Below are 21,377 nucleotides of genomic sequence, written 5' to 3' on the forward strand. Positions count from 1 at the left end.
TTTGAATCGACTACCTATTTATTTGTGCTATTTAAAATATTTGTACCATTTAAATTTGGCAGAAACAGTAGTTTAGCAACAAAACCTAAAAAAGCGCGGCAAAGGATACCAAGGACAAACAAACTTTGCTAAATGGTATAAAGCAAACATACGGCGTAAATAGTTAATAGATTCACGCTTAGATTAAGGTATTCTTATAAATTATATACGCTGTAGGCTTTGTTAGTTTTAGCTATTATGAACCAAACAATCAAGGCTTATAGCAAGATGCATACAATGTTTTCCAACACATTTCACAGCCATTTTTGAGCAAAATATGCTAGGATTAACGGTTATCTTTATCGCTACTATTTATAGAGTATCGTCAGTCAAACGGCGATAAATTTTGCGCATACCAACCTTTTTTAAAGAGTGCCTATTGTGATATTACGCCGCTATATGACTCAACAAGTTGCCTCAACGACCGCTTTGGTGTTGGGGTTTTTAGTGGTGATGATGCTCGGCGGCCGCTTAATCCGTTACTTTGGCATTGCCGCAGAAGGCAATCTGGACATCAGCTTATTATTTACCATCATTGGTTATAATTTGCCCTACTTTTTAGAGCTTATCCTGCCATTGGCATTTTTTATCGCACTCATGCTAGTATTCGGGCGCTTATACGTCGACCAAGAGATGGCGGTGATTAATGCCAGCGGCGTGTCGCGTGGTAAGCTTGGACGGTTGATGACGCCGCTGATATTGGCATTATTTGTTGGAGAGGCGGCCTTATCTATTGTTGGAAAACCGTGGGGCGTACGCTCATCGGAGAGCGTGTGGCAACAGCAAGCGTTGACCAGTGCTTTTGATTTGATACGTCCCAATCAGTTTATCAGTAGTGGCAATTATCATTTATATGTCGGCAGCTTGAGCGATGATAAAAAACAATTGCAAGATGTGATATTGATTCAATCTGAGCCTAAAGCCAAAGGCAGTACGGCGAAAAACGCGGCCGCTGATGTAAATAATAATATCGACCCAGAAACCGCTGAGCAATTAAATATCCCAGAGCTGCCAAACGCGCTTATAAGCAACAATGCTATCAGTAAAGATACCATTACCCTTGCCAAACGCGCTCAGCAAGTAGATACCGGCAGTAGCGGCGTTACTCAACTAGATTTGTTCCAAGGTCGCCGTTATGAAGTCGGCGCAGGCAGTCTAAAATACAACCAAGTGGGCTTTGATCGCTACCGTATCACCTTGACCGAATCCTCCAAAGAGGTCATCACCGAAGCCAATATCGAAACCCAAGCGATAGGCCCATTATGGCAAGCCGCAACGGGCAGTACAGCAGTAAATAGTGAAAACGCACTTCGAGCGGCGCAAGGGGAGCTTGGCTATCGTCTGGCATTGCCTTGGCTCATGATTATTGCACCGATGCTCGCCGTGCCACTGGCGCAAGTACGTCCGCGTCAAGGTCGCTGGTTGCGCTTGTTCCCATCGATTTTATTATTTGTCAGCTGCGCGCTGGGTATTATTTCTCTCAAAAATGCGGTGAGTAAAGGCAGTGTTAGCGTTTGGGCGTATGCATGGTTGGTATTAGGCTTTATGGCATTGGCGCTCTATATGAATTGGGGCAGCCGCGTCCAACATCGTTTGCGCTTTCGCAAACCAGATGAGCTGTTAACCGTCAGCGAGCATCAAGGCAATATTGACCATAAAAGCAATGGCTCACAAGGAGGACAATCCTAATGAGCGCTTTATTCTCTAAATCATCATCGTCTAATTCATCAAAGCCAAATTCGCCCAGCCCTAAGCTAAAACTTGCGCCAAAACCAACCAATCTAAAGGTGCTGAGCCGTTACGTCAAGCTTAATGCTTTGCTCGCCATCATCGGCGCGGTTATAGGCTTGTGGGCATTGCAGCTGGTATTTTCTTATTTGTCTGAGCTGGATTCGTTAGATGATAACTATACGATGGGCGAGGCGATTAAATATATTTTTTATCGCTCGCCGTACTTCTTAGAGCAATTTATCCCAACGGGTGCGTTACTTGGTGCGGTGGTTGGTTTGGGTTTACTAGCCAATAAAAGCGAGCTGGTCGTTATGCGCGCCGCTGGCGTCAGCGTTTATCGTATCGTCGGTTGGGTATTGCAGCCGGCCTTGATTTTTGTGCTATTGGCATTGGTGATTAATCAGTTTGTCCTACCGTATTCGAATCAGTTGGCGCAAGAGATTAACGATGAAGACAATAGCTCGCTTGTCACCTCGGTACGCGGTTATTGGACGGTACAGCCACGCTTTGAGAGTGCAAAAGACGGCAGTGCCAAGCCAGATGGCAGCGATATTTTGTATATCGATTATGCCGATGTGAAAGGCAATATCGGCGAAGTTAAACGTTGGCATTTAGACAATAATGGCAATCTGCAAACTGCCATTCATGCCGAGGGCGGCAAATATATCGGCCGCGAAGCAATAGATACTAATAGCAGCAAACCGAGCGAGCAATATCGTTACGAGTGGCAGCTGAATAATATGACCAAGCTCATGATAGGTCAGGGCTTTGAGAGTAGCCAAGCTATCGCACCGTCAGATACCTTGAGTTTGCCCTTCGCGCCTGAGTCGGTGTATTTACTCACTCGTAAGGCCGAAGATTTGTCATTGACTCAATTATATGAGCATCGCCAATTTATGCGCCAGCAAGGCACGCGCTCGTTAAGTCATGAGTTGGCCTTTTGGCAAAAGCTGCTGTCACCATTATCGATTTTATCGCTAGTGATTGTTGCCTGTTCATTCGTCTTTGGCTCACTACGTACGCATAGCTTGGGCTTACGCATCGTCGTGGCATTGCTATTTGGCTTGCTGTTTAGTTATGTGCAAGACTTGGTTGGCTTTGTCTCATTGGCGACTGGTTTTTCGCCGTTATTAATGGTGCTATTACCGATTATCGCCAGTGCGATATTGGGCGGGTATTTGTTGAAGCGGCAAATGTAACCTTAAAAATGTAATTGTAAAAATATAACTTTAAAAATATAGTCCTAAAAATTTAGCCATAAAAAAGCCCGCTAACACATCATCGTGTTAGCGGGCTTTTTTATGGCTCAGTTTTTAAGTTGCTTAAGCTTAGTCTTTGGTCGCCATAGTAATGGTATAGGTTTTACCTTGTTTGATCTTTTCGCTATTGCCAAATACTTCGGTAAACGAGCGTTTCATAAACTGACGTAAGCCATTAATGGTCACTACATAAAAACGCCCACCTTTACGCATGCGCGCATAGGCATCGAGGAAATACAGATAATGCTGCTCTTTGCCTACTTTAGCGGGCAAGTTCGACATCACAAGGCTAAAGTCTTTGTCCTTTGCCACATGATTAAAGCCGTTAGACAAATGCACATCAACATTTTTTAGACCGTTTTTCTCGCAATTACGGCGCGCATATTCTACCGCCATAAAATCTTTATCAATCAAGGTATGCAGACCATTCGGGCATTCACGCGCCGCCGTCATACCAAGCACGCCATAGCCACAGCCCAAATCGATCGAATCATCATCCGCTTGAAAATCCACATAATCAAGTAGCATCAAGCTGCCATCATCGAGCTTTTGCGGTGAAAAAATACCCCACGTGGTCGCGAAGTCAAACGGTTTGCCCAGCACATCTTGGCGAAAGTTAATATCTTCACGCCAGTGTTCAGCGCTTTTTAAAAGGTCAGCAGGGGGTCTATGGCTCATGGGATTCTCGGATATTGGATAAGTAAAAGGGGTGCGCTGCTCAATCGGACAGCGTGCATATCATGATGCACTTTATTGAGGCTATTGTAACGAGAAAAGGGCAGGTTTGCAGCATCCTATTGCTAGAATTGTATTATGGGAAGTTGTTATTGCAAAAATTGTGATGGGAGCTGGTCCTGCCGTCCGCTATTATCTGCCATACCTGCTAGGGCACGGCTATAGGCGGGTCAGGTTGCTGCTACCGCGACATCCTGACCCTCCAAGCCTTTGCAACCTATCAGTCATGACAGGATAACCGCTCCAGTCAGGGCTAAACCGCACCGCAAGGCGACTATTATAAGATAGCAAAATTTAAGGATAAATCAGGTGTATAGGAGTGGAGTTTTAATCGTAGGCTGGGTTTTTAACCCAGAAGATTATAGCAATTAACTTGAAGTCCATATCTAGAGTGAAATTTTGTATGTAATATAGTACGAAGTTATTTTTCTAGATTATCTACTAACTCGCTATGTTGAAAACCTAATCTACTTTTTCTATAAAGTTAAATGGAAGTAAAAAATGAATAAAATATTATGTTTTGTTTTAGCAACCACTTGTTCTTTTCCTGCGCTTGCAGGACAACTTGATTCCTTTATAAGTTCAGTCGCAATACCTGAAAATGTTGAATACAACGTAAATGGTTGGGAAAGTATAGATGACATCGAAGGCGTGGACTGGAGCTGGCCTTACTATGAAGTCGGTAAGCACGATTACATCATGATTGGTACAGGTCAATTGGGTAACAACCGTAATCCTAATATTGGTGCAATGGATATTAGAGTTGAAGGTACTAGAACCTTTTTTAATTCAGTATATATAGTAATAAGCAATGGCGGGTTTCCTACTTCAAAAAGTAGTTTGAATAGACTTTTTGGTCGAGGTATCGTTGAAGAAGTCCGGTCAAAGTGTAATGAAAGTTTTGGTTATACGGGTTCTAATGCAACCTATAGCTTCAAGCGAAAAGGATATAACCCTGTATTTATTAGATATGGTTATTCTGAAGGAAGCGCAATGTTTGCTACTGATATTAAGCTTTCTAACTTACTTTATAATTTAACTGATGACTGCTATAACTGATTTTAAATTAGCCAGCGTAGGTTAGATGGAGCTGGCGACACCCAACATTATGAGTCCAAAAATAGGCAGTTTGTAGGCTGGGCTTTTAAGACAGCAAACGAGCGAGTTAAGCTGATAAGCTAAGATTGTGTTTAGTTGATTAAATAAATGTAATTTTATTAGAAAGTTCTCTATTTCATAGATAGAGCTGGGCTAAAAGCCTAGCCTACGCGTGCTTGACCATACTTTCTTCGAGAGTTTTAAAACCCTAACCACGCGGATGACGCTCCGTATGCAATTTCTACAGTCTTGCTGTCGTCAATCATTATTTTCAAAAGTCTAAGCGCAACCGATACCGAAAAGCTTTTAATCCTATTTTCTCAAACTCTTCTTTAATAAATGATCAAATATAAACGGACCAAATGGTAAAAATGAGCCGAGCACACCTGCAGGCATTGCCCATAGCGGCAATTTTATTTTGCTAGTTGCAATCAACAGCATCAAAATATAGGCGATAAACAATGCTCCATGCGCCATACCGATATATTTCACTGCCTCAGGAATACCCATCATATATTTTAGTGGCATGGCGATACCAAGTAATAATAAAAAAGACGTGCCTTCTAAGTAACCCATGATGGTCAGGTTTTTGAGGGCAGAATTTTGCCCTTTTGTTAGGGTAGGCAGAGTAGATGGCTGAGCTTGCAACACGTTATATTCCTTTTACAATCATCAATAAATAGTCAGTTTTAACTTTAACCGCGCGGATGATGCTCGGCATGCAACTTCTGCAATCTCGCCGTCGCCACATGGGTATAAATCTGTGTCGTTGATAAATCACTGTGCCCCAGTAATAACTGCACGCTACGCAAGTCCGCACCATGATTTAATAAATGCGTAGCAAAGGCGTGACGTAAGGTATGCGGTGATAATTCTTTATCAATACTGGCGATTTTGGCGTATTTCTTTAATAGATACCAAAAGTTCTGCCGTGTCATATAGCCACCTTGCGCGGTTAAAAACACCGCTTGGCAATTACCCGATTTTAAATGCGCGATTAAGTCGCCACGAGCATGCGTTAGATAATCTTCTAGCGCCTCTGCTGCATATTCGCCGAGTGGCACTAAGCGGGTTTTATTGCCTTTACCGGTAATTTGTAGCCAACCAGCGTTTAGATTGACTTGTTCTAATGATAGATTAATCAGCTCACTGACGCGCAGACCGCAAGCATAGAGCACCTCTAACATGGCTTTATCACGCAGTCCGAGTGCGGTGCTAGTGTCAGGCGCGGCGAGGAGATTGTCGACATCGGCCTCGCTCAAATCCTTTGGCAGTGGACGACCTAATTTGGGGCTTTTGATACGCTCGCAAGGATTGTCTTCGCGCAGATTACTGGCAATCATCCAAAGATAAAACTGGCGCAAGCTTGACAGCATACGGGCTTGCGTGCGCGGCGTTTTGCCCTCGATGGTAAGGGTTGATAAACAGTGCAGCACGTCTTCAGGCTGCCATTTCGTCAGTGCAATAGGGTTGGTCAGCTCGCAAGAGCGCAAGTCGCGCACATAAGCATTACGCGTCCGCGTTGCAAGCCCGCGGGCAAGCATTGCTTGCCGAAACTCGGTGATATAAGTTGGCTCGTCATCGACGGCCAGCGCTTTAGGTTGGCGCTGTTGGACGGCGCGGTCGCGGCTCATAATTTGTTACTCAATGATTAATTATCAGTTATTAAAGATTGGGTAGGTTCTAAGCACCATAAAGAAGTAACCTCGCTACTCCTCGCCGCATATAGCGGATCAGACTCATCCTGACTGCGACCATGCTTAGGTTTGGTATCAAGGCGGTATTTTACTTTCAGACCACTATCAAAAAACCAGCTTAATAATTCCTCACGAGTGCGCAGTTGCAGGTGCTCAGCCAAATCCGACAGAATCAACCAGACTTCTCCATGCTCAGCTAAATGAGCTTTCGCCCCCTGCAAAAAACCACGCAGCATTTTGCTATTAGCATCATAAACGGCATACTCTAACGGCGAGCTGGGCTTAGCAGGCAACCAAGGCGGATTACAGACAATCAGATTGGCGAGTGGTGCATCAGTTGGATAAAGGTCGGCTTGTTGCAACTGTACATTAGCTAATTCTAATCGCGTAAAATTTTCGCTGGCGCAGGTTAAAGCTCGTGGATTCAAATCCGTGGCTATTATTTGTGGAACACCGCGCTGCGCCAAGATAATTGCCAGCAAGCCAGTGCCCGTACCGATATCATAAGCAACATCACAAGTATCTGGCAGTGGCGCATCGAGTAATAGCTGTACATATTCATGGCGGGTTGGGGCAAAGACACCATAATGCGGGAATATTGATAAATCTAAACCATCAATCGGAACGCCTTTTTCGCGCCACTGCGCTGCACCAAGCGCTCCTTGTAAGTCACGAAACGACAGCACATACGACTCATTTAGTTCATTATCCAACTGACCAAAAGCAGCTATGCAAGCTGCACTCATATCAGGGGCGCGGCGTAATTGGCTGACATAATTGGCATCAAGCTCGAGTAGCAGACGGCTTAATATGCGCGCACGCTGGGCTTGCAATTGGCGCTGCTGATGAAATAAGTTAGGAATGTCTTTGGATAACTCTGAAGATTTATCTACATTTTTATTGGATTTCGCAGATTGATTTGCTGCTTTTTTCATTTTACGTAGCTCAGAGCGCTCATTGGTACGCTCGATGCGTCGATTGAGCGCTTGTAGCAATTGCCGTGCATTATGAAAGTCACCGTGCCACAGTAGTGAAGTGCCTTCGCAAGCCAAGCGATAAGCCTCATCGGCGGTCGTTTTATCATCGACCAATACAATACGCGCAGGTGGCGCATGATTGCTTTCCGACACCCAAAGTGCGTGATGTAACGTCTCGCTGCCGTCTTTGTTTTCGAGCCACTGCACATACTGCTTTTGGGGTGCTAACATGCTATCTACCTTTAATTTGTGAATGATATATTTCGTACAAAGCAAAGATATCTGGATGCTATTAGTGCGCTGATGCTATGAGTGCTTTAAGCATTCTTTTTCTTGACCAAATACCGATAAAGGGTGGCGTTAATAGGCGCATCATCATCGTCCGCAATTGTGATTTCATCCGGATCAACATTTAAAGGCACATTTTCAGCAAGCGTTTCTTGCTTTACAAGCTCGTGCCCCAAATGACGGCAAAAATTAGGAATATCGCGAGTGGTCGCAGGATCTGTAGCGAGTATCTCAATCACCTCGCCAGCATCGGCATTACGTATGGTTCGATGTAGCATCATCACCGGCTCAGGGCAAATCAGCCCTTGGGTATCTAAATGATGTTGAATGGTACTATCAGATGTTGAAGTTGTCATAGTCGTTTTTTAAATCAATAAAATATGGTGAATGTTTTCAGTTCTTTATTAGTGATGGCATTTTTATCAGGAAGTTTTATGTTTCTTTAACATTTTCAGACGTTTCTTCAGCGTCTAAAAAGTTAAAAAAGCGCTTAAAGCTCACCTTAAATAAAAACGCCACCCCAAGCCAACATGCCAAACCTAACCAAGCAGTATCAGCAAATAATAGCCCGCCAAGTAATATAACCGTCGATACACCAATACTCATGGCAATCATTGACGGCTGATTTAAGCGATAACGATAAATCACCAGCGCATCATAGATAGTAATAGGAATCGTGAGCGCCACCAAAGCGTAGGGCAGGTTATAGAACAATTGATAAAGCAGCTGATTGTTATGAAAGGCTTTGATACTAGCAATGGTGCCAAAGACCATAAAGGCGAGGATAGCAGCATAAATAAGATAAATCGCTATCTGGTTTGCTCGCTGCGCGCCTTTGATACGTGCAATCGCGAGCGGTGCAAAGCCACGTTGCGACTTGTTTTGCAAAGATTGGTCTGAGACAGTGGTCATATTAATCAGTCATTTAGTCGGTTAGACGATATAAAAAAGAGGGGGGAGGTTAGTCATGGCTTTACTCTACTGTTAATCCGCCTTAATGGCGTCGATAGCGAGACTGCTACTGGGATCAGAAAAATACGTCGACATCAAGATACAGGCGGAGATATCATCAATCGGGTCGCGCTCGTTTTGAATCCAGCCATTCTCCCAAGCTATCTCACGCGCCGCTACCGAGGTTAGGCGTTCATCACAGAGAGAGACAATGACGGGTAAACGCTGCTCCATAATTCTATGCGCCAACCGACGAGCAAATTTGTGCGCCCGCTTGGACAGCATTGAGCTGCTCCCATCCATGTTTAATGGTAATCCGACCACCACTTTTGCCACGCCCCACACCTTGATAATACCAAGCAGGTTGTCCCAATCCGGCTGACCATTATTCATCGCCAAAATATCAAAGGCGCGCGCCGTCTCGGTAATAGAGTTGCCTAGCGCCATGCCCATCTTTTTAACGCCATAATCGAGTGCCAAAATAAGATGCGGCTTAATTGTTGGCTCTGTAGCGCTATCAGTAGTTATAGCGTCTGCGCTATCTGCAAGAATACTATTGACCATAATTTGGGGTACTTCCTGTTTCTGTCATCATTAAGCAAATGCTGCTCAGTATATAGCACTTAATATATAACGCTAGGCATGACCAATATCGCTGCTCAAATAGTCAAAATTAACGCCAATCTTATCGGCAGCGATTTGCCAGCGTTCTGCAAATGGCGTATCAAACAATAAGTTTAAATCAGCCGGGCAGACGAGCCAGTCGCCACTCGCAAGCTCTTGGTCGAGCTGTTTTTTTCCCCAGCTGGCATGACCTAAGCACAGCTGATAATGCCCAACGCCTTGACCAGCAGCGATGCGTTTTAGGATATCTTGACTGGTAGTAATACAGACGTTTTCTGAGATAGCAAAAGAAGACGCCCATTCTGGTTGACCGGTGTGCAAGACAAAACCGACTTCTGGATACATAGGACCCCCTTCTAGCGCCATATCTTCCATTACTTGCGGATCGGTCACTTCGATACCTAAGTCTTCTAGCAGTTTGCCGACGCGCGCTTGCTCTATCGGACGATTGACCATCAGACCAAGCGCCCCATGTTTATCATGGCGACAGATATAAATCAGCGCCTGCTCAAACCGTGGGTCTGACAGCTCGGGCGCCGCGATTAAAAAATGATGGGTCAAATTGGCTTTAGACATAGAAACAAACGCAACCTAATATTAAAGGTGAAATTATCAAGAGGATAGACCACTATATGGCGTTTAGGCGTAAAAAATCAACTAAAGCAAATATTTAGCGGTCATTTACTAAAAGACTGTACTCTCGACTGGTCATTATTTGCGAGTTATTTTCTACTAACCATGTACCTGCCAGCTATTTAGTAGCCATCACTCGATAATCATTATTTAACATCACTTAATAAGCTACGTGCATGGTCACGGGTGACATCAGTGATGGTCACCCCGCCAGACATACGGGCCAGCTCATCGACTTGCGCGCTATCGGTCAAAATTAATAACTCGCTCTCAGTTTGCTCGTCGTGATGTTTTTGTACCAAGATATGCTGATGCGCTTGCGCCGCAACCTGTGCTTGGTGGGTAATGGCCAATAACTGCTGCGTCTGCCCAAGCGAGCGTAACAGCTCACCAACCACTTGCGCCGTACCGCCACTGATACCAACATCGACTTCATCAAAGACGAGCATTGGCTTGGCAGCATTATTATTAGCATTGGTCGCTTGCAATACTTGCATCACCAGTGCCATCCGCGATAGCTCACCACCTGAGGCAATTTTATGTAGCGGCTGCATGGGCATACCGACGTTGGCGCTAAACAACAAATCGATATCATAGCAGCCTTGACCATTATACTGGCTAGGGTCGGTCTTTTTGGTAAAGACAAATTCGCAGCGCGCATTTGGCAGGGCAAGCGGTTGTAATTGCGCAATGAGCTGTTTGCTGACTTTTGGCGCCGCTTTTGAGCGCTGTTTATTAAGCTCAGTGGCAAGTGACAAATACTCTTGCCATGCTTGCTCGATTTGCGCTGCCATCGCATCGCTACTTGGCTCGTTTTCTAATTGTTCTAATTGCGCTTGCCACTGCTTTGCTTCATCAATCAAATCGCTTGCGGGCAGACCATGCTTACGCGACAAGCGGTGCCCAAGACTGATTAAGCTATCGAGTGTTTGCAAGCGTTCAGGGTCGGGTAATTGCTGTTCAGCATAATCCGATAGCAAGCCTGTGACCTCAGTGATTTGCTGCTGCGCCAAATGCAACTGTTCGGACGCCTGCTCAAAGGTTTGACTGACGCTCATTTGATTGTCGCAAAGCTTAATTGCTTGCCCGAGCAAGGTCATGACATCCGGCTCATCGGTGTCATTATCGAGCAGGTGTAAACCGTGACTGGCCTCCGTCATCAACGCTTCGATATTAGACAGCTCTTCGTGCTCCGCTTCAACTTCTGCATAATCAACCGCGAGTAGCGGCGCAATGTCAGCAAGCTGGCTTTGCAGCAATTGAATGCGATCTTGACGCTGAGCTTCGCGGCTGGCGATATCATCAGCGCGGCGTTTGAGCTGCTGATAAGCTTGATAGCTGCTGGCCGTTTGTACAGCAAGTGGCGTGATTTGTGCCATCTCGTCAAGCCATTGCACCACAAATTGTGGCTTTAGTAAGGCTTGCTGAGCATGTTGACTATGAATGTTTACCAATAAAGCGCCCAAGCTTTTTAATTCCGCTAAGCTGACCGGCGTGCCATTTAACCAGGCTTTAGAGCGCCCTGTATTACTAAGCTGACGGCGAATCAAGACTTCAGGTTCTTCTAAAGAGCGCTCGTTTTTGGCAAACCATTCTGCCACGACGTCATTATTTTCTACATCAAACTGCGCATAGATATCAGCATACGCCGCGCCGTGCCTGACCATGGCACTATCAGCGCGCTCGCCTACGCACAAAGACAGCGCATCTAGTAATAATGACTTGCCAGCACCTGTCTCACCGGTGATGACATTGAAGCCTTCAGCCATGCTCAGCTCGTGCTGAGCAATCAATGCAAACTGCTGTAAAGTTAATGATACGAGCATCAATGCCTCTCATGGCAGACAATAAATATCAGCAATTAGGCTGATTTTTAGGTCTACAATAGGATAAATAAAGAAAAACAGCTTTGGTAAATGGTGCTAATAAGATAAAGACAATTGGCAAATATTATGGTGGCAAAAGGTAGGAAATACAAATTTTAAAGGTAAGCAAAGCTAGGTATTCATTTAACAATAAGCACAACTTTCCTAGTGGCTGTAACAAACTTTATAGATATAATGTGGTAGCATAATCTCACATAATGATAAACTCTTACCACCAGATTTTCATACAATCTGCTATCTATGATGTTTCTAGTAAAAGACGAGAGGTGAGTTCATGCTAGACAAAGTAAGCGTTTCATCATTACTTTTCATAGTGTATTCTCTATGCGAGTCTTTATTTGGTTAACAGTTATATCGAGCTAAATATAGAGTGAATCGTCAAAAAGTTGTAATAGAACTGTCAGTTAAGCGATGAGTTATTCTGCTATTTAGTTTTTCAATTTGGTCTTTTAGTTTGGCAATAATTATTTGATAAGGAAGCCACTATGACAGCGGCGCAATTTACCAATGTAACAGTCAATGCTCAAGCCACGATATCCTACGATGGTCGTTGCTCAAGCCATACCATTATGTTTGAGGACGGTCGCCATAAAACGCTCGGGGTTATTTTGCCTTGCGACAATTTGGTTGAGCACTATCACTTTAGCACCAATACTTCGGAGCGCATCGAAATCATCAGCGGTGAGTGTGAGGTCAAAATAAACGGTGAGGAAGAATTTAGTTACTACCGCGCAGGACAGTCATTCGTGGTCGAAGGCAATAGTGGTTTTAATTTGCGCACAGAAGAAATCGTGCAGTATATCTGTCATTTAGAAGGTTAAGCTGGCTAAAAAATCATACGATTAAAGGTGTCAAAAGACAACTTGCCCCACCTTTAAATAAACAAGTTAAAAGAAATAAACCTTATGCGAAGGTTTATTTCTTTTTTTTGGCGATTATTTTAATAATTTTTCGTTTCGCCACGCGTTAATTGCTACAATTATCGTTATATAGGCAGTCCGCTACAAAATGAACATAGAGCTACTGGCATTCATTTTGCGCAGCCTCTGTCTGCGTAGGCATAGCAAGCGAGGAAAATGAATACCAGTAGCGCGTTATCATATTTGTACTGATTTTATTTAGAACTGACTATACTTCCTATTTTTTATCGCCGTACGCGATACCACTTTTATATTGTAGATTCCCTATGGCAAAACCCAGCTATTTTTATGGCATTCACGCGATTGAAGCCTTACTCGAATACCGCCCGCTTGATGGACTCAGTTTATTTGTCCAACAAGGACGTGAGAGCGACAGCCACGTACAAGCGATTATGGCGCAAGCACGTGATAATGGTATTAGTATTCAACCGACACAAAAAGATAAGCTTACTCAGCTGTGCGGCAGCCCGCAACATCAAGGCGTGGTGCTTAATGCGCGTCCGTTAGGGTTCGCTGACGAAGGTTTATTGGATACCATTGCTAAGCGTGAGCAGTGCCTATTATTGGTACTTGACCAAATTACCGACGCGCATAACTTTGGTGCGTGTTTACGTACCGCAGTGGCCATGGGCGTTGATGCCGTTATTTGTCCCAAACACCATGCGGCAAGCCTGACGCCAACCGTTGCGAAAGTATCGGTAGGGGCTGCCGAGATGATGCCTATCGTCAGTGTGACCAATTTGGCTCGTACGTTAAGCAAGATTAAAAATGCTGGCGTCTTTGTGTTTGGCACCGCATTAAATGCAGGGGCAAAGCCAATACATGCCGCTGATATGACGGGCAAAACCGCGATTATTATGGGATCAGAGGGCGAAGGTATGCGCCGCCTGACAATGGAGAGCTGCGATGAGCTGGTTTATATTCCGATGTCAGGCAACGAGCATGGTAACTTGCAAAGCTTAAATGTGAGTGTGGCGACCGGTATGGTGCTCTATGAGATTAATCGGCAGCGAACTTTAGCTGCTGGGCAAGCGTAAGATAGTTTTGATGTAATGGCTCAAGCTGTAAATATAACGCCGCAAGATCGCTTTCGTTAAGCACCACATCATCTGCATGACGATTACGCTCTTCGCGGCTGAGCTGATTAATCATGATGGCTTTAATCTTTTGTACGCTTTGCTCATCGCGCTGGCTGGCACGCGCAAGCTGAGTTTCTTCGGTGGCATCCATTACCAAAATACGCTGGCATAAGTTGGCAAGCCCTGCTTCTGCACCTTCAATGAGCAAAGGTGCTGAGAGCACAACATATGGTGACGTACTGGCTGCTAGTTGCAATTTTGCCGCTTCGCGTATCGCTGGATGGGTGATGGCTTCAAGCTCAATTAAGGCTTCAGGATGGGTGAAGACATGAGTACGCACGGCAGCGCGATCCATTTCACCGTCAGCATTTAATACCCAATCACCAAATTTTCTTTTGATTTTGCGTAAAGTGTCGCTGCCTTTAGCGACCACTTGATGAGCAATCACATCTGCATCAATAATATCAATCCCTTGCTGCGCGAACCAATCGCTTGCCGCCGACTTGCCGCTGCCGATACCGCCGGTCAAGCCGACAACTAACGTCTTACTTTTGGATTGGGGCGACTGTGGCTGATAGGAATAAGATGAAGATGAGGATGAGGCATAATTTGACATAGTAATGACTTATTTAACCGATAGAAGAGGGAGGCTACAATATACCAATAGCCCATTCTAGCAGGTTAAAGCGCATTTTTGAGAAATTGCGCGTCTACTTGCGTCAGTATAGGGGTTTAAGCGTACATTCCCAGATACCAATTGACGATATCTGGGCCGTATAATAATGCAATGATACCGGCAATCGCGATATAAGGACCAAAGGCAAAAGGGCGGCTTTCCCCTTGTTTCTTCATCAGAATAATCCCAACGATAGAACCAAGCAGTGACGACAGTAAGATAATTAACGGCAACATCGTAGGCCCAAGCCAAGCACCCAATACGGCCAGTAATTTAAAATCGCCTTGTCCCATGCCGTGTTTTTTTGTAATGAGATAAAATATTTTTACCACGACCCACAAAGATAAAAAGCCAAGTAAAAGTCCCCAGATTGACTGCGTAGGTGAGACAAACCAACCTTGCGAATTTACCGCCAATCCTAAGCCCGCCAATGGAAAGGTTAGGCGATCTGGCAATAGCTGAGTATCAAAATCAATACCCGTTAAAGCAACCAGCGTCCAGACTAAAATTAATGCTGATAATCCTACAGCGCTGACGCCAAACTGATAAATGACCAGCATAGATAGCAGCGCAGTCACCAGCTCTACAATAGGATAACGCAGTCCGATAGCCGCTTTACAGTCTGAGCAGCGACCACGTAATATAAGCCAGCTTATTAAAGGGACGTTTTCATACCACTTTATTTTATGAGCGCAGTGCGGACAGCGTGAAGCCGGTGTGCTTAATGTAATAGAAGGGTCAGCAGCGACGATGTTTGCCAGTGGTTGCGTATGTTCAGGCGGCATGTCTGCTTGCTCAGCCATAAACTGGCTACATTCTTGCCGCCACGCCGCTACCATCATGAGCGGTGTCCGATGAATCACCACATTTAAAAAGCTGCCAACACAAAGACCAAGTAGACCAAATACGACTAAGGCAAGAGTCATATTTTCTTGTAATAACTGAATAAATTGCATGAAATCGTTTTCCTTGCAGTGGCTGTTAGCCTACCACTGAGCCCATTTGGAAGATTGGTAAATACATGGCAATCACTAAGCCGCCAACCAACACACCGAGCACCGCCATAATTAATGGCTCCATTAAGCTGGTCAAACCATCAACAGCATTATCGACTTCGTTTTCGTAATAGACCGCAACTTTATCGAGCATCTCTTCTAAGCTACCTGATTCTTCCCCGATACCAACCATTTGAATCGCCATACTTGGGAATAAGTTTGTTGAGCGTATCGAAAATTGCAATTGCTGACCGGTTGAAACATCGTTTTTTATTTGCTGAATGGCGTTATAAAAGACTACGTTATTTGCAGCGCCAGCGGTAGAATCTAAAGCATCAATGAGGGGTACACCAGCAGCAAAGGTGGTCGATAATGTGCGCGCAAAGCGAGCGATGACCGCTTGATAAGCGATGTTGCCAAATATGGGCGCTTTTAATACCGCACGGTCTAAGAAATCGCGAAACTTCTTAGAGCGTTTTTTAGCTTCTGAAAAGCCAATGACGGCGCCACCAATCAGTACGATTAAAATAAACCACCAAGATTGCATCCATTCTGACATCCCTACTACCATCTGAGTAAACGCCGGTAGTTCGGCACCAAATGAACCAAATAAATCGGCAAATACAGGAACAACTTTAACCAGTAGGATAATAGTGACGATAATAGCAACGACAATCACGGCGATAGGATATTTCATTGCCTTTTTAATTTTGGCTTTTAACAGCTCACTTTTTTCTTTATAGGTTGCAACGCGCTCTAGCATGGTCTCTAACGAACCGGACTGCTCGCCAGAGTCTACAAGAGAACAAAACAGATCATCGAAATAGCGCGGATGTTTACGCAGTGCCGAAGCAAAAGTGCCGCCCGCTTCGATATCGGCTTTTATTTGTAAGACCAAATCTTTCATGCTCGGGTTATCAAGAGAGTCAGCAACAATCTCAAAGGATTGGGTTAACGGCACGCCAGCTTTCATCATAGTGGCCAACTGCCGGGCAAAAATAGCAATATCAATCGGTTTAATAGACTTTTTAAAAGTGTATAAAGGCTTGGGTTTTTTCTTGATACCTTTGACAGTGATACCTTGTTTGCGCAAAGTGGCTTTCGCCAACTCCAAGCTACGACTGGTGGTTTCGCCTTTTACTTTTTGTCCGCGCCGGTTTACTCCATCATAGACAAAGTCTAATAGCATGTCGGTTTTAGCTTTTGCCATGTTGATACCCTCAAAATTCATCTAATAAAGACGTTATAAACCGATAAAAGTATGTCAAATTTAATACCTCATTTCGGCATACTTCATTTCTATAAGAAAAGCCAGTATATATATGTTTTATATTTAAGTACATCTGTTAGATAACATTGCTAGTTTATAAGTATAAAGGTTTAAAATCACGAATTAGAATTTTAATTTTGCAACGGTTGCTATTCAGAAGTCACGCGCATCATTTCTTGAATACTGGTTACTCCTTGTAGCACCTTTAAAATACCCGAGCGCCGTAAATCTCTAAAGCCGTTTTTAAGGGCAGCATCTTTGATATCTATGGCGTTACCATCTTCCATAATAATGCGTGAAATATCGGGACTGACTTTCATGACTTCATAAATACCGACACGGCCTTTGTAGCCTTCACGACATTCATTACAGCCAATAGGTTCATAAATGACATTGTCTGGGTTGTCTAAATCAGCATCGGTAAAACCAAGCTCAAGTAGACTTTGGCGCGGAAGATTGATGGGTTTTTTACAATTTTTGCATAAGCGCCGAGCTAGTCGCTGAGCAATGACTAAATTCACGGAAGTTGCAATATTAAAAGAGGCAACACCCATGTTACGCAGACGCGTTAAAGTTTCAGGGGCAGAGTTGGTATGCAAAGTAGACAGCACCATATGTCCAGTTTGCGCTGCTTTGATAGCAATCTCGGCAGTTTCAAGGTCACGAATCTCACCAACCATGACGATATCAGGATCTTGACGTAAGAATGATTTAAGCGCATTAGCAAAGGTTAAACCGACTTTCGGGTTAACGTTGACCTGATTGATACCTTCAAGATTAATCTCAACGGGGTCTTCTGCCGTTGAGATATTGGTCTCGCCAGTATTTAAAATATTAATACCCGTATAAAGGGAGACGGTTTTACCTGAACCAGTAGGACCAGTAATCAGCAGCATACCTTGCGGCTTATGTAAGGCTTCTAAAAACATCTCTTTTTGGTCGGGCTCATAGCCTAAAGCTTCAATACCAAGCATGGCTGAGGACGGATCCAAAATACGCAAAACCAGCTTTTCGCCAAACAAGGTAGGTAGGGAGTTTACCCGGAAATCAATGGCTTTATCTTTCGAGATTTTAAGCTTGATACGGCCATCTTGCGGTATACGGCGCTCAGAGATGTCCATCTGTGACATGACTTTTAGACGCGCGGCAATTTTACCCGCAAGCTGTACCGGCGGACTGGCCATTTTTTGCATGACGCCATCGACACGAAAGCGTACGCGATAGGTTTTCTCATAAGGCTCAAAATGTAAGTCTGAGGCACCCATACGAATGGCGTCAACCAACATTTTATTGACAAATTTTACAACTGGCGCTTCATCAACGCCGTCGCTGAGTTTGGTTTCGCCTTCATCTTCTTCGCTTTCATTAAAGCCGATATTTAAATCGCTGTCAGAAAAGCTATCAAAACTTTGCATGGTATCAGCGTATAGATTCTCAATACGCCTTTTGAGCTTATCTTCTTCAACAACAACAGTCTCGATAGACAGGCGCGAGTTAAAAGCAATAGCATCAATGGCATCGATACGGGTGGGATCGCTTAATGCCACAAATAAGCGTTGCCCGCGTTTAAACAGTGGTAACGCGTTAAACTTACGTACGATTTTTTCATCAACCAAGTCTTTTGGAATGACGTCTGAGCTTAGGGCATCAAGATCAAACAAAGGATCACCAAACGCTTGTGATAGCATCTGAGCGACCTGATAAGCATTGGCCAACTTATTGTCAACCAAATAAGGCACCAATCCGATTTGCTGCTGTTGCGACTCTGTTTGCGCGGTTTTCATATGTGCTTCGCTGACGATACCTTCGCTAATCAACTGCTGCGCTAAACCACCGTACTTACTGGCTGTGATAGACATTAAGACCTCTCTATGCGTGATACCAAATGGGCTGTATTTTTTACCAAAACCAAAGCATCTACTATATATAACACCAGTAGTTTATTTATAATCGTTACATTGATTAGTAACATTTATTCTAAAAACAACTGATTGATTGCCTTGGTTTTATTTTTTATAAATAGAATGATATAGGAATTTTTTAGAGTTAAAAGATTTTATATAGCGTATAAGATGACTAATCTGCAAAAAACGTCAATGTGGCAAATACTTATTTAAAATAATTTTATGCAAAATCGGTTCCAATGCTAAGCACCTCATACTATAGCAACGCACTATAGCACTTGGGAAATATTTGTTATACTTGCGCGCATATGAGCCATATTGGCAGCAATACATAAGATAAGGTAAATGGGTATGCAAGCTTGGGTAATTGGGAATTGGAAGCAGAATCCAGCAACGAGCCATGACGTCAAGGCGCTACTAGATGACTTATTAACGGCTGTTAGCACAAAAGAGCAGGCGGATATCGATAACTGTCAATTGATGGTCGCCCCGAGTTTGATTCATTTAACCGCTGTCAGTGAGCGTCTAAAAGGTAGTTCAATACTGAGCGCCGCTCAAGATATAAGCGCCTATAGTCCCAGTACTGGCGCTTATACTGGTGATTGTTCAGCGCAGCAAGTTGCTGATACTGGCGCAACATGGACGATATTAGGTCACTCTGAACGCCGCCAGTACCATCAAGAATCTCATGATTGCTTATTGCAAAAAATGACTCACGCCCTCGCGCAAAACTTAGGCGTCATATTTTGCATTGGCGAAACCCAAGCGCAGTACGATGCCAAAGAAACGCTGGCAGTCATTGATGCGCAATTAGCGGTGATTAAAGATTTACTTGCGCAAAATCCTGAACTTGCTACAGACTTGTCAGAGCGTTTAATCATCGCTTATGAGCCAGTTTGGGCAATTGGCACGGGCAAAGTACCAACCGTCGCTGAAGTAAGTACGACGCATCAACATATTAAGCAAACCCTTGCGAGCTTCAATGGCGAATTAGACAACATAACGGTTTTATATGGTGGTAGCGTCAATGCTGACAATGCCGACAGTTTTGCTGCTGATAGCATGATTGATGGGGCATTGGTTGGCGGCGCATCGCTAAAAGCAGAAAGTTTTTTAGCGATTGCTAAGGCTTTTGGCGGCAATAAAGCGTAGTCGTATTCAGTAAAATTACAATTTAATCCATATTGAACAATGACTTTGCTCAAAAAATGTCTTTCGCAGTTGGCAAAAGTGGCTTTAACAGTGCCCTTGCAATCGTGTACAATGCGCCTTATTTAGATAATTGCTTTATTTACACAACTGGTTTGGCGTTATTGGCCATATTAGATGTCAATCGTTAAACGCCAGTTATTTACATTATTTAATCCTACGATTTATTTTACGTTATCAGTCGTCATTACGCGGCAAAAGAGGCCACCATGTTTACGTTTATATTAGCCCTGCACATTATCGTGGCAATTGCCATGATTGGCTTGATTTTGATACAGCATGGTAAAGGGGCAGACGCCGGAGCTTCTTTTGGAGCGGGTTCATCGGGTACCGTGTTTGGCGCCGCCGGCACTGCAAACTTTTTGACGCGTGCCACTGCAGTATTAACGGTGATATTTTTTATCACCAGTATGACGCTTGCCGTACATGCACGTAAACAAGCAGAAGACCAGTTTCGTTTAGATGCGCCAGTATCAGCGCCGCAAACGCCACGCCCGCTGACACAAAATCCTCAGTAACTATATTTACGTTAAAGTCTGTCTTAATTTTTTGACAGATAATTTTAACCGTTATCTTTTAATGCAGGCAGTACTTGCTATTTTAAGACGTTAGATTTACAATACTTCTCTGTTTTTAGCCGTCTTTAACTTTCGTTGCCTTCCTTATGCATCGGTTATAAAAGGTTAAAGCTGAAAAACAGAGTAGTAAGAAAAATGCGATTGTGGTGGAATTGGTAGACACGCCATCTTGAGGGGGTGGTGGCGCAAGCTGTGGGGGTTCAAGTCCCCCCAATCGCACCAAGCTTTATGTGTATGATGTTTTACTTGAACGTTGTTGTACTCAAACATTATAGAAAGCAGGGTTCATCGTCATTAATGCTTAATTTGATTATTATCTAAAATAAGTATTGACAGCCCTATAAAACCTCTCTATAATATGCGTTCTAGATTGATGCGGGGTGGAGCAGTCTGGTAGCTCGTCGGGCTCATAACCCGAAGGTCGTTGGTTCAAATCCAGCCCCCGCTACCACTTTTTATACTGATGTTTTGTACACTAAATTTGTCAGTAACGATTAGCCCACCATTATGTTTGTGGGTTTTTTTGTATCTGATGGTCGGTGTTATCGCGATATCTGTCCTACTTATGCTAAGCTCTAACTCTATAGAGTACGATGCTATTCGTTATCCATCGTCATTCGCCGCGATGCTTGTTAAGCGTACTATCCTTTACTTCTCATACCTTTACCGATAGTTCTGCTTTATACATAATAAAAGCATTGTCTGGTTGAGCTTGATGTTTTCTAGGCTCATCCTTATATAAAAGCACGAGTTATAAAACATCTTATTTATATAGTGACGCGTTTAAGCGTTAAGAACAATGTAGGTTTATAAGTTAAGGCGCGAATT

General features: G+C 43.8%; 20 protein-coding genes and 2 tRNA genes. 9 read left to right on the forward strand and 13 right to left on the reverse strand.

Features of this window, described 5'->3' with window-relative positions:
* The first annotated feature begins 438 nt into the window (after positions 1–438).
* Together JMX70_RS04365 and lptG are read left to right on the forward strand one after the other, a co-directional pair.
* On the forward strand, positions 439–1,728 hold the full coding sequence (locus JMX70_RS04365; RefSeq protein ID WP_200663022.1) for an LPS export ABC transporter permease LptF: 1,290 nt from the start codon (positions 439–441) through the stop codon (positions 1,726–1,728).
* Positions 1,728–2,969 (forward strand): LPS export ABC transporter permease LptG, encoded by a 1,242-nt coding sequence (gene lptG / locus JMX70_RS04370; RefSeq protein ID WP_201589927.1) that lies wholly within the window; start codon positions 1,728–1,730, stop codon positions 2,967–2,969. The genes JMX70_RS04365 and lptG overlap by 1 nt, the downstream gene beginning before the upstream one ends.
* A 129-nt stretch (positions 2,970–3,098) precedes the next feature.
* On the opposite strand, the gene JMX70_RS04375 is transcribed toward lptG, so the two are convergent.
* On the reverse strand, positions 3,099–3,707 hold the full coding sequence (locus tag JMX70_RS04375) for a class I SAM-dependent methyltransferase (RefSeq protein WP_201589930.1): 609 nt from the start codon (positions 3,705–3,707) through the stop codon (positions 3,099–3,101).
* 558 nt (positions 3,708–4,265) lie between these two features.
* Between JMX70_RS04375 and JMX70_RS04380 the strand changes: the two genes are divergently transcribed.
* On the forward strand, positions 4,266–4,823 hold the full coding sequence (locus JMX70_RS04380) for a hypothetical protein (RefSeq protein ID WP_201589933.1): 558 nt from the start codon (positions 4,266–4,268) through the stop codon (positions 4,821–4,823).
* A 351-nt stretch (positions 4,824–5,174) separates the two neighbouring features.
* Here the strand turns inward: JMX70_RS04380 and JMX70_RS04385 are convergent, their stop codons facing one another.
* From JMX70_RS04385 to recN, 8 genes are all read right to left on the reverse strand, one after another.
* Positions 5,175–5,513, reverse strand: a complete 339-nt coding sequence (locus JMX70_RS04385) for a DUF3817 domain-containing protein (RefSeq protein WP_201589936.1) — start codon at positions 5,511–5,513, stop codon at positions 5,175–5,177.
* A 44-nt stretch (positions 5,514–5,557) separates the two neighbouring features.
* A complete protein-coding gene (gene xerD, locus JMX70_RS04390) occupies positions 5,558–6,496 on the reverse strand; it encodes a site-specific tyrosine recombinase XerD (RefSeq protein WP_201589938.1) in 939 nt (312 codons plus the stop codon).
* A gap of 17 nt (positions 6,497–6,513) precedes the next feature.
* Positions 6,514–7,767 carry a methyltransferase gene (locus tag JMX70_RS04395; RefSeq protein WP_191691759.1) on the reverse strand — a complete coding sequence of 418 codons (1,254 nt, stop codon included), beginning with the start codon at positions 7,765–7,767 and terminating at the stop codon, positions 6,514–6,516.
* Positions 7,768–7,853: 86 nt separating this feature from the next.
* Complete coding sequence (gene tusA, locus JMX70_RS04400; RefSeq protein ID WP_191691758.1) at positions 7,854–8,180, reverse strand: sulfurtransferase TusA; 327 nt, start codon at positions 8,178–8,180, stop codon at positions 7,854–7,856.
* 76 nt (positions 8,181–8,256) lie between these two features.
* Complete coding sequence (locus JMX70_RS04405) at positions 8,257–8,736, reverse strand: hypothetical protein (protein WP_201589940.1); 480 nt, start codon at positions 8,734–8,736, stop codon at positions 8,257–8,259.
* Between the two features lie 72 nt (positions 8,737–8,808).
* On the reverse strand, positions 8,809–9,339 hold the full coding sequence (gene ruvX, locus JMX70_RS04410; protein WP_201589942.1) for a Holliday junction resolvase RuvX: 531 nt from the start codon (positions 9,337–9,339) through the stop codon (positions 8,809–8,811).
* Positions 9,340–9,411: 72 nt separating this feature from the next.
* Entirely contained in the window at positions 9,412–9,975 is a 564-nt protein-coding gene (locus JMX70_RS04415) for a YqgE/AlgH family protein (RefSeq protein WP_144296863.1), read from the reverse strand.
* A 203-nt stretch (positions 9,976–10,178) separates the two neighbouring features.
* Entirely contained in the window at positions 10,179–11,858 is a 1,680-nt protein-coding gene (recN, locus tag JMX70_RS04420; protein ID WP_201589944.1) for a DNA repair protein RecN, read from the reverse strand.
* Between the two features lie 545 nt (positions 11,859–12,403).
* Here recN and ppnP point away from each other — a divergent pair.
* Positions 12,404–12,739 carry a pyrimidine/purine nucleoside phosphorylase gene (ppnP, locus tag JMX70_RS04425; protein ID WP_068407914.1) on the forward strand — a complete coding sequence of 112 codons (336 nt, stop codon included), beginning with the start codon at positions 12,404–12,406 and terminating at the stop codon, positions 12,737–12,739.
* 365 nt (positions 12,740–13,104) lie between these two features.
* The gene (rlmB, locus tag JMX70_RS04430; RefSeq protein WP_191691752.1) at positions 13,105–13,875 is read left to right on the forward strand and encodes a 23S rRNA (guanosine(2251)-2'-O)-methyltransferase RlmB; all 771 of its coding nucleotides are present in this window, start codon (positions 13,105–13,107) and stop codon (positions 13,873–13,875) included.
* Here the strand turns inward: rlmB and coaE are convergent.
* The 4 genes from coaE to pilB form a co-directional block, all read right to left on the reverse strand.
* Positions 13,838–14,533: a dephospho-CoA kinase gene (coaE, locus tag JMX70_RS04435; RefSeq protein ID WP_201589946.1), complete on the reverse strand. Its 696-nt coding sequence runs from the start codon at positions 14,531–14,533 to the stop codon at positions 13,838–13,840. The genes rlmB and coaE overlap by 38 nt on opposite strands.
* A 116-nt stretch (positions 14,534–14,649) precedes the next feature.
* Positions 14,650–15,549, reverse strand: coding sequence for a prepilin peptidase (locus JMX70_RS04440; protein WP_201589948.1), 900 nt, complete (start codon positions 15,547–15,549; stop codon positions 14,650–14,652).
* A gap of 25 nt (positions 15,550–15,574) precedes the next feature.
* A complete protein-coding gene (locus JMX70_RS04445; protein WP_200663034.1) occupies positions 15,575–16,798 on the reverse strand; it encodes a type II secretion system F family protein in 1,224 nt (407 codons plus the stop codon).
* 209 nt (positions 16,799–17,007) lie between these two features.
* Entirely contained in the window at positions 17,008–18,717 is a 1,710-nt protein-coding gene (pilB, locus tag JMX70_RS04450) for a type IV-A pilus assembly ATPase PilB (RefSeq protein ID WP_201589951.1), read from the reverse strand.
* A gap of 396 nt (positions 18,718–19,113) precedes the next feature.
* Here pilB and tpiA point away from each other — a divergent pair, with 396 nt between their 5' ends.
* From tpiA to JMX70_RS04470, 4 genes are all read left to right on the forward strand, one after another.
* Positions 19,114–19,914, forward strand: a complete 801-nt coding sequence (tpiA, locus tag JMX70_RS04455) for a triose-phosphate isomerase (RefSeq protein ID WP_191691256.1) — start codon at positions 19,114–19,116, stop codon at positions 19,912–19,914.
* 266 nt (positions 19,915–20,180) lie between these two features.
* Positions 20,181–20,489 carry a preprotein translocase subunit SecG gene (secG, locus tag JMX70_RS04460; RefSeq protein WP_025652589.1) on the forward strand — a complete coding sequence of 103 codons (309 nt, stop codon included), beginning with the start codon at positions 20,181–20,183 and terminating at the stop codon, positions 20,487–20,489.
* 197 nt (positions 20,490–20,686) lie between these two features.
* Positions 20,687–20,771 (forward strand) — tRNA-Leu (locus JMX70_RS04465).
* Positions 20,772–20,923: 152 nt separating this feature from the next.
* Positions 20,924–21,000 (forward strand) — tRNA-Met (locus JMX70_RS04470).
* Positions 21,001–21,377 lie beyond the last annotated feature (377 nt).

The sequence above is a fragment of the Psychrobacter pulmonis genome (genome assembly GCF_904846465.1).
Lineage (GTDB): Bacteria > Pseudomonadota > Gammaproteobacteria > Pseudomonadales > Moraxellaceae > Psychrobacter > Psychrobacter faecalis.

Bases quoted from the DNA above. Each gene is read 5' to 3' on its own strand.
- tusA (WP_191691758.1), bottom strand. From the start codon at position 8,180: ATGACAACTTCAACATCTGATAGTACCATTCAACATCATTTAGATACC.
- rlmB (WP_191691752.1), top strand. From the start codon at position 13,105: ATGGCAAAACCCAGCTATTTTTATGGCATTCACGCGATTGAAGCCTTA.
- JMX70_RS04415 (WP_144296863.1), bottom strand. From the start codon at position 9,975: ATGTCTAAAGCCAATTTGACCCATCATTTTTTAATCGCGGCGCCCGAG.
- tpiA (WP_191691256.1), top strand. From the start codon at position 19,114: ATGCAAGCTTGGGTAATTGGGAATTGGAAGCAGAATCCAGCAACGAGC.
- JMX70_RS04405 (WP_201589940.1), bottom strand. From the start codon at position 8,736: ATGACCACTGTCTCAGACCAATCTTTGCAAAACAAGTCGCAACGTGGC.
- ruvX (WP_201589942.1), bottom strand. From the start codon at position 9,339: ATGGTCAATAGTATTCTTGCAGATAGCGCAGACGCTATAACTACTGAT.
- JMX70_RS04445 (WP_200663034.1), bottom strand. From the start codon at position 16,798: ATGGCAAAAGCTAAAACCGACATGCTATTAGACTTTGTCTATGATGGA.
- pilB (WP_201589951.1), bottom strand. From the start codon at position 18,717: ATGTCTATCACAGCCAGTAAGTACGGTGGTTTAGCGCAGCAGTTGATT.
- JMX70_RS04395 (WP_191691759.1), bottom strand. From the start codon at position 7,767: ATGTTAGCACCCCAAAAGCAGTATGTGCAGTGGCTCGAAAACAAAGAC.
- ppnP (WP_068407914.1), top strand. From the start codon at position 12,404: ATGACAGCGGCGCAATTTACCAATGTAACAGTCAATGCTCAAGCCACG.
- JMX70_RS04380 (WP_201589933.1), top strand. From the start codon at position 4,266: ATGAATAAAATATTATGTTTTGTTTTAGCAACCACTTGTTCTTTTCCT.
- JMX70_RS04375 (WP_201589930.1), bottom strand. From the start codon at position 3,707: ATGAGCCATAGACCCCCTGCTGACCTTTTAAAAAGCGCTGAACACTGG.
- JMX70_RS04365 (WP_200663022.1), top strand. From the start codon at position 439: ATGACTCAACAAGTTGCCTCAACGACCGCTTTGGTGTTGGGGTTTTTA.
- xerD (WP_201589938.1), bottom strand. From the start codon at position 6,496: ATGAGCCGCGACCGCGCCGTCCAACAGCGCCAACCTAAAGCGCTGGCC.
- coaE (WP_201589946.1), bottom strand. From the start codon at position 14,533: ATGTCAAATTATGCCTCATCCTCATCTTCATCTTATTCCTATCAGCCA.
- secG (WP_025652589.1), top strand. From the start codon at position 20,181: ATGTTTACGTTTATATTAGCCCTGCACATTATCGTGGCAATTGCCATG.
- JMX70_RS04440 (WP_201589948.1), bottom strand. From the start codon at position 15,549: ATGCAATTTATTCAGTTATTACAAGAAAATATGACTCTTGCCTTAGTC.
- recN (WP_201589944.1), bottom strand. From the start codon at position 11,858: ATGCTCGTATCATTAACTTTACAGCAGTTTGCATTGATTGCTCAGCAC.
- lptG (WP_201589927.1), top strand. From the start codon at position 1,728: ATGAGCGCTTTATTCTCTAAATCATCATCGTCTAATTCATCAAAGCCA.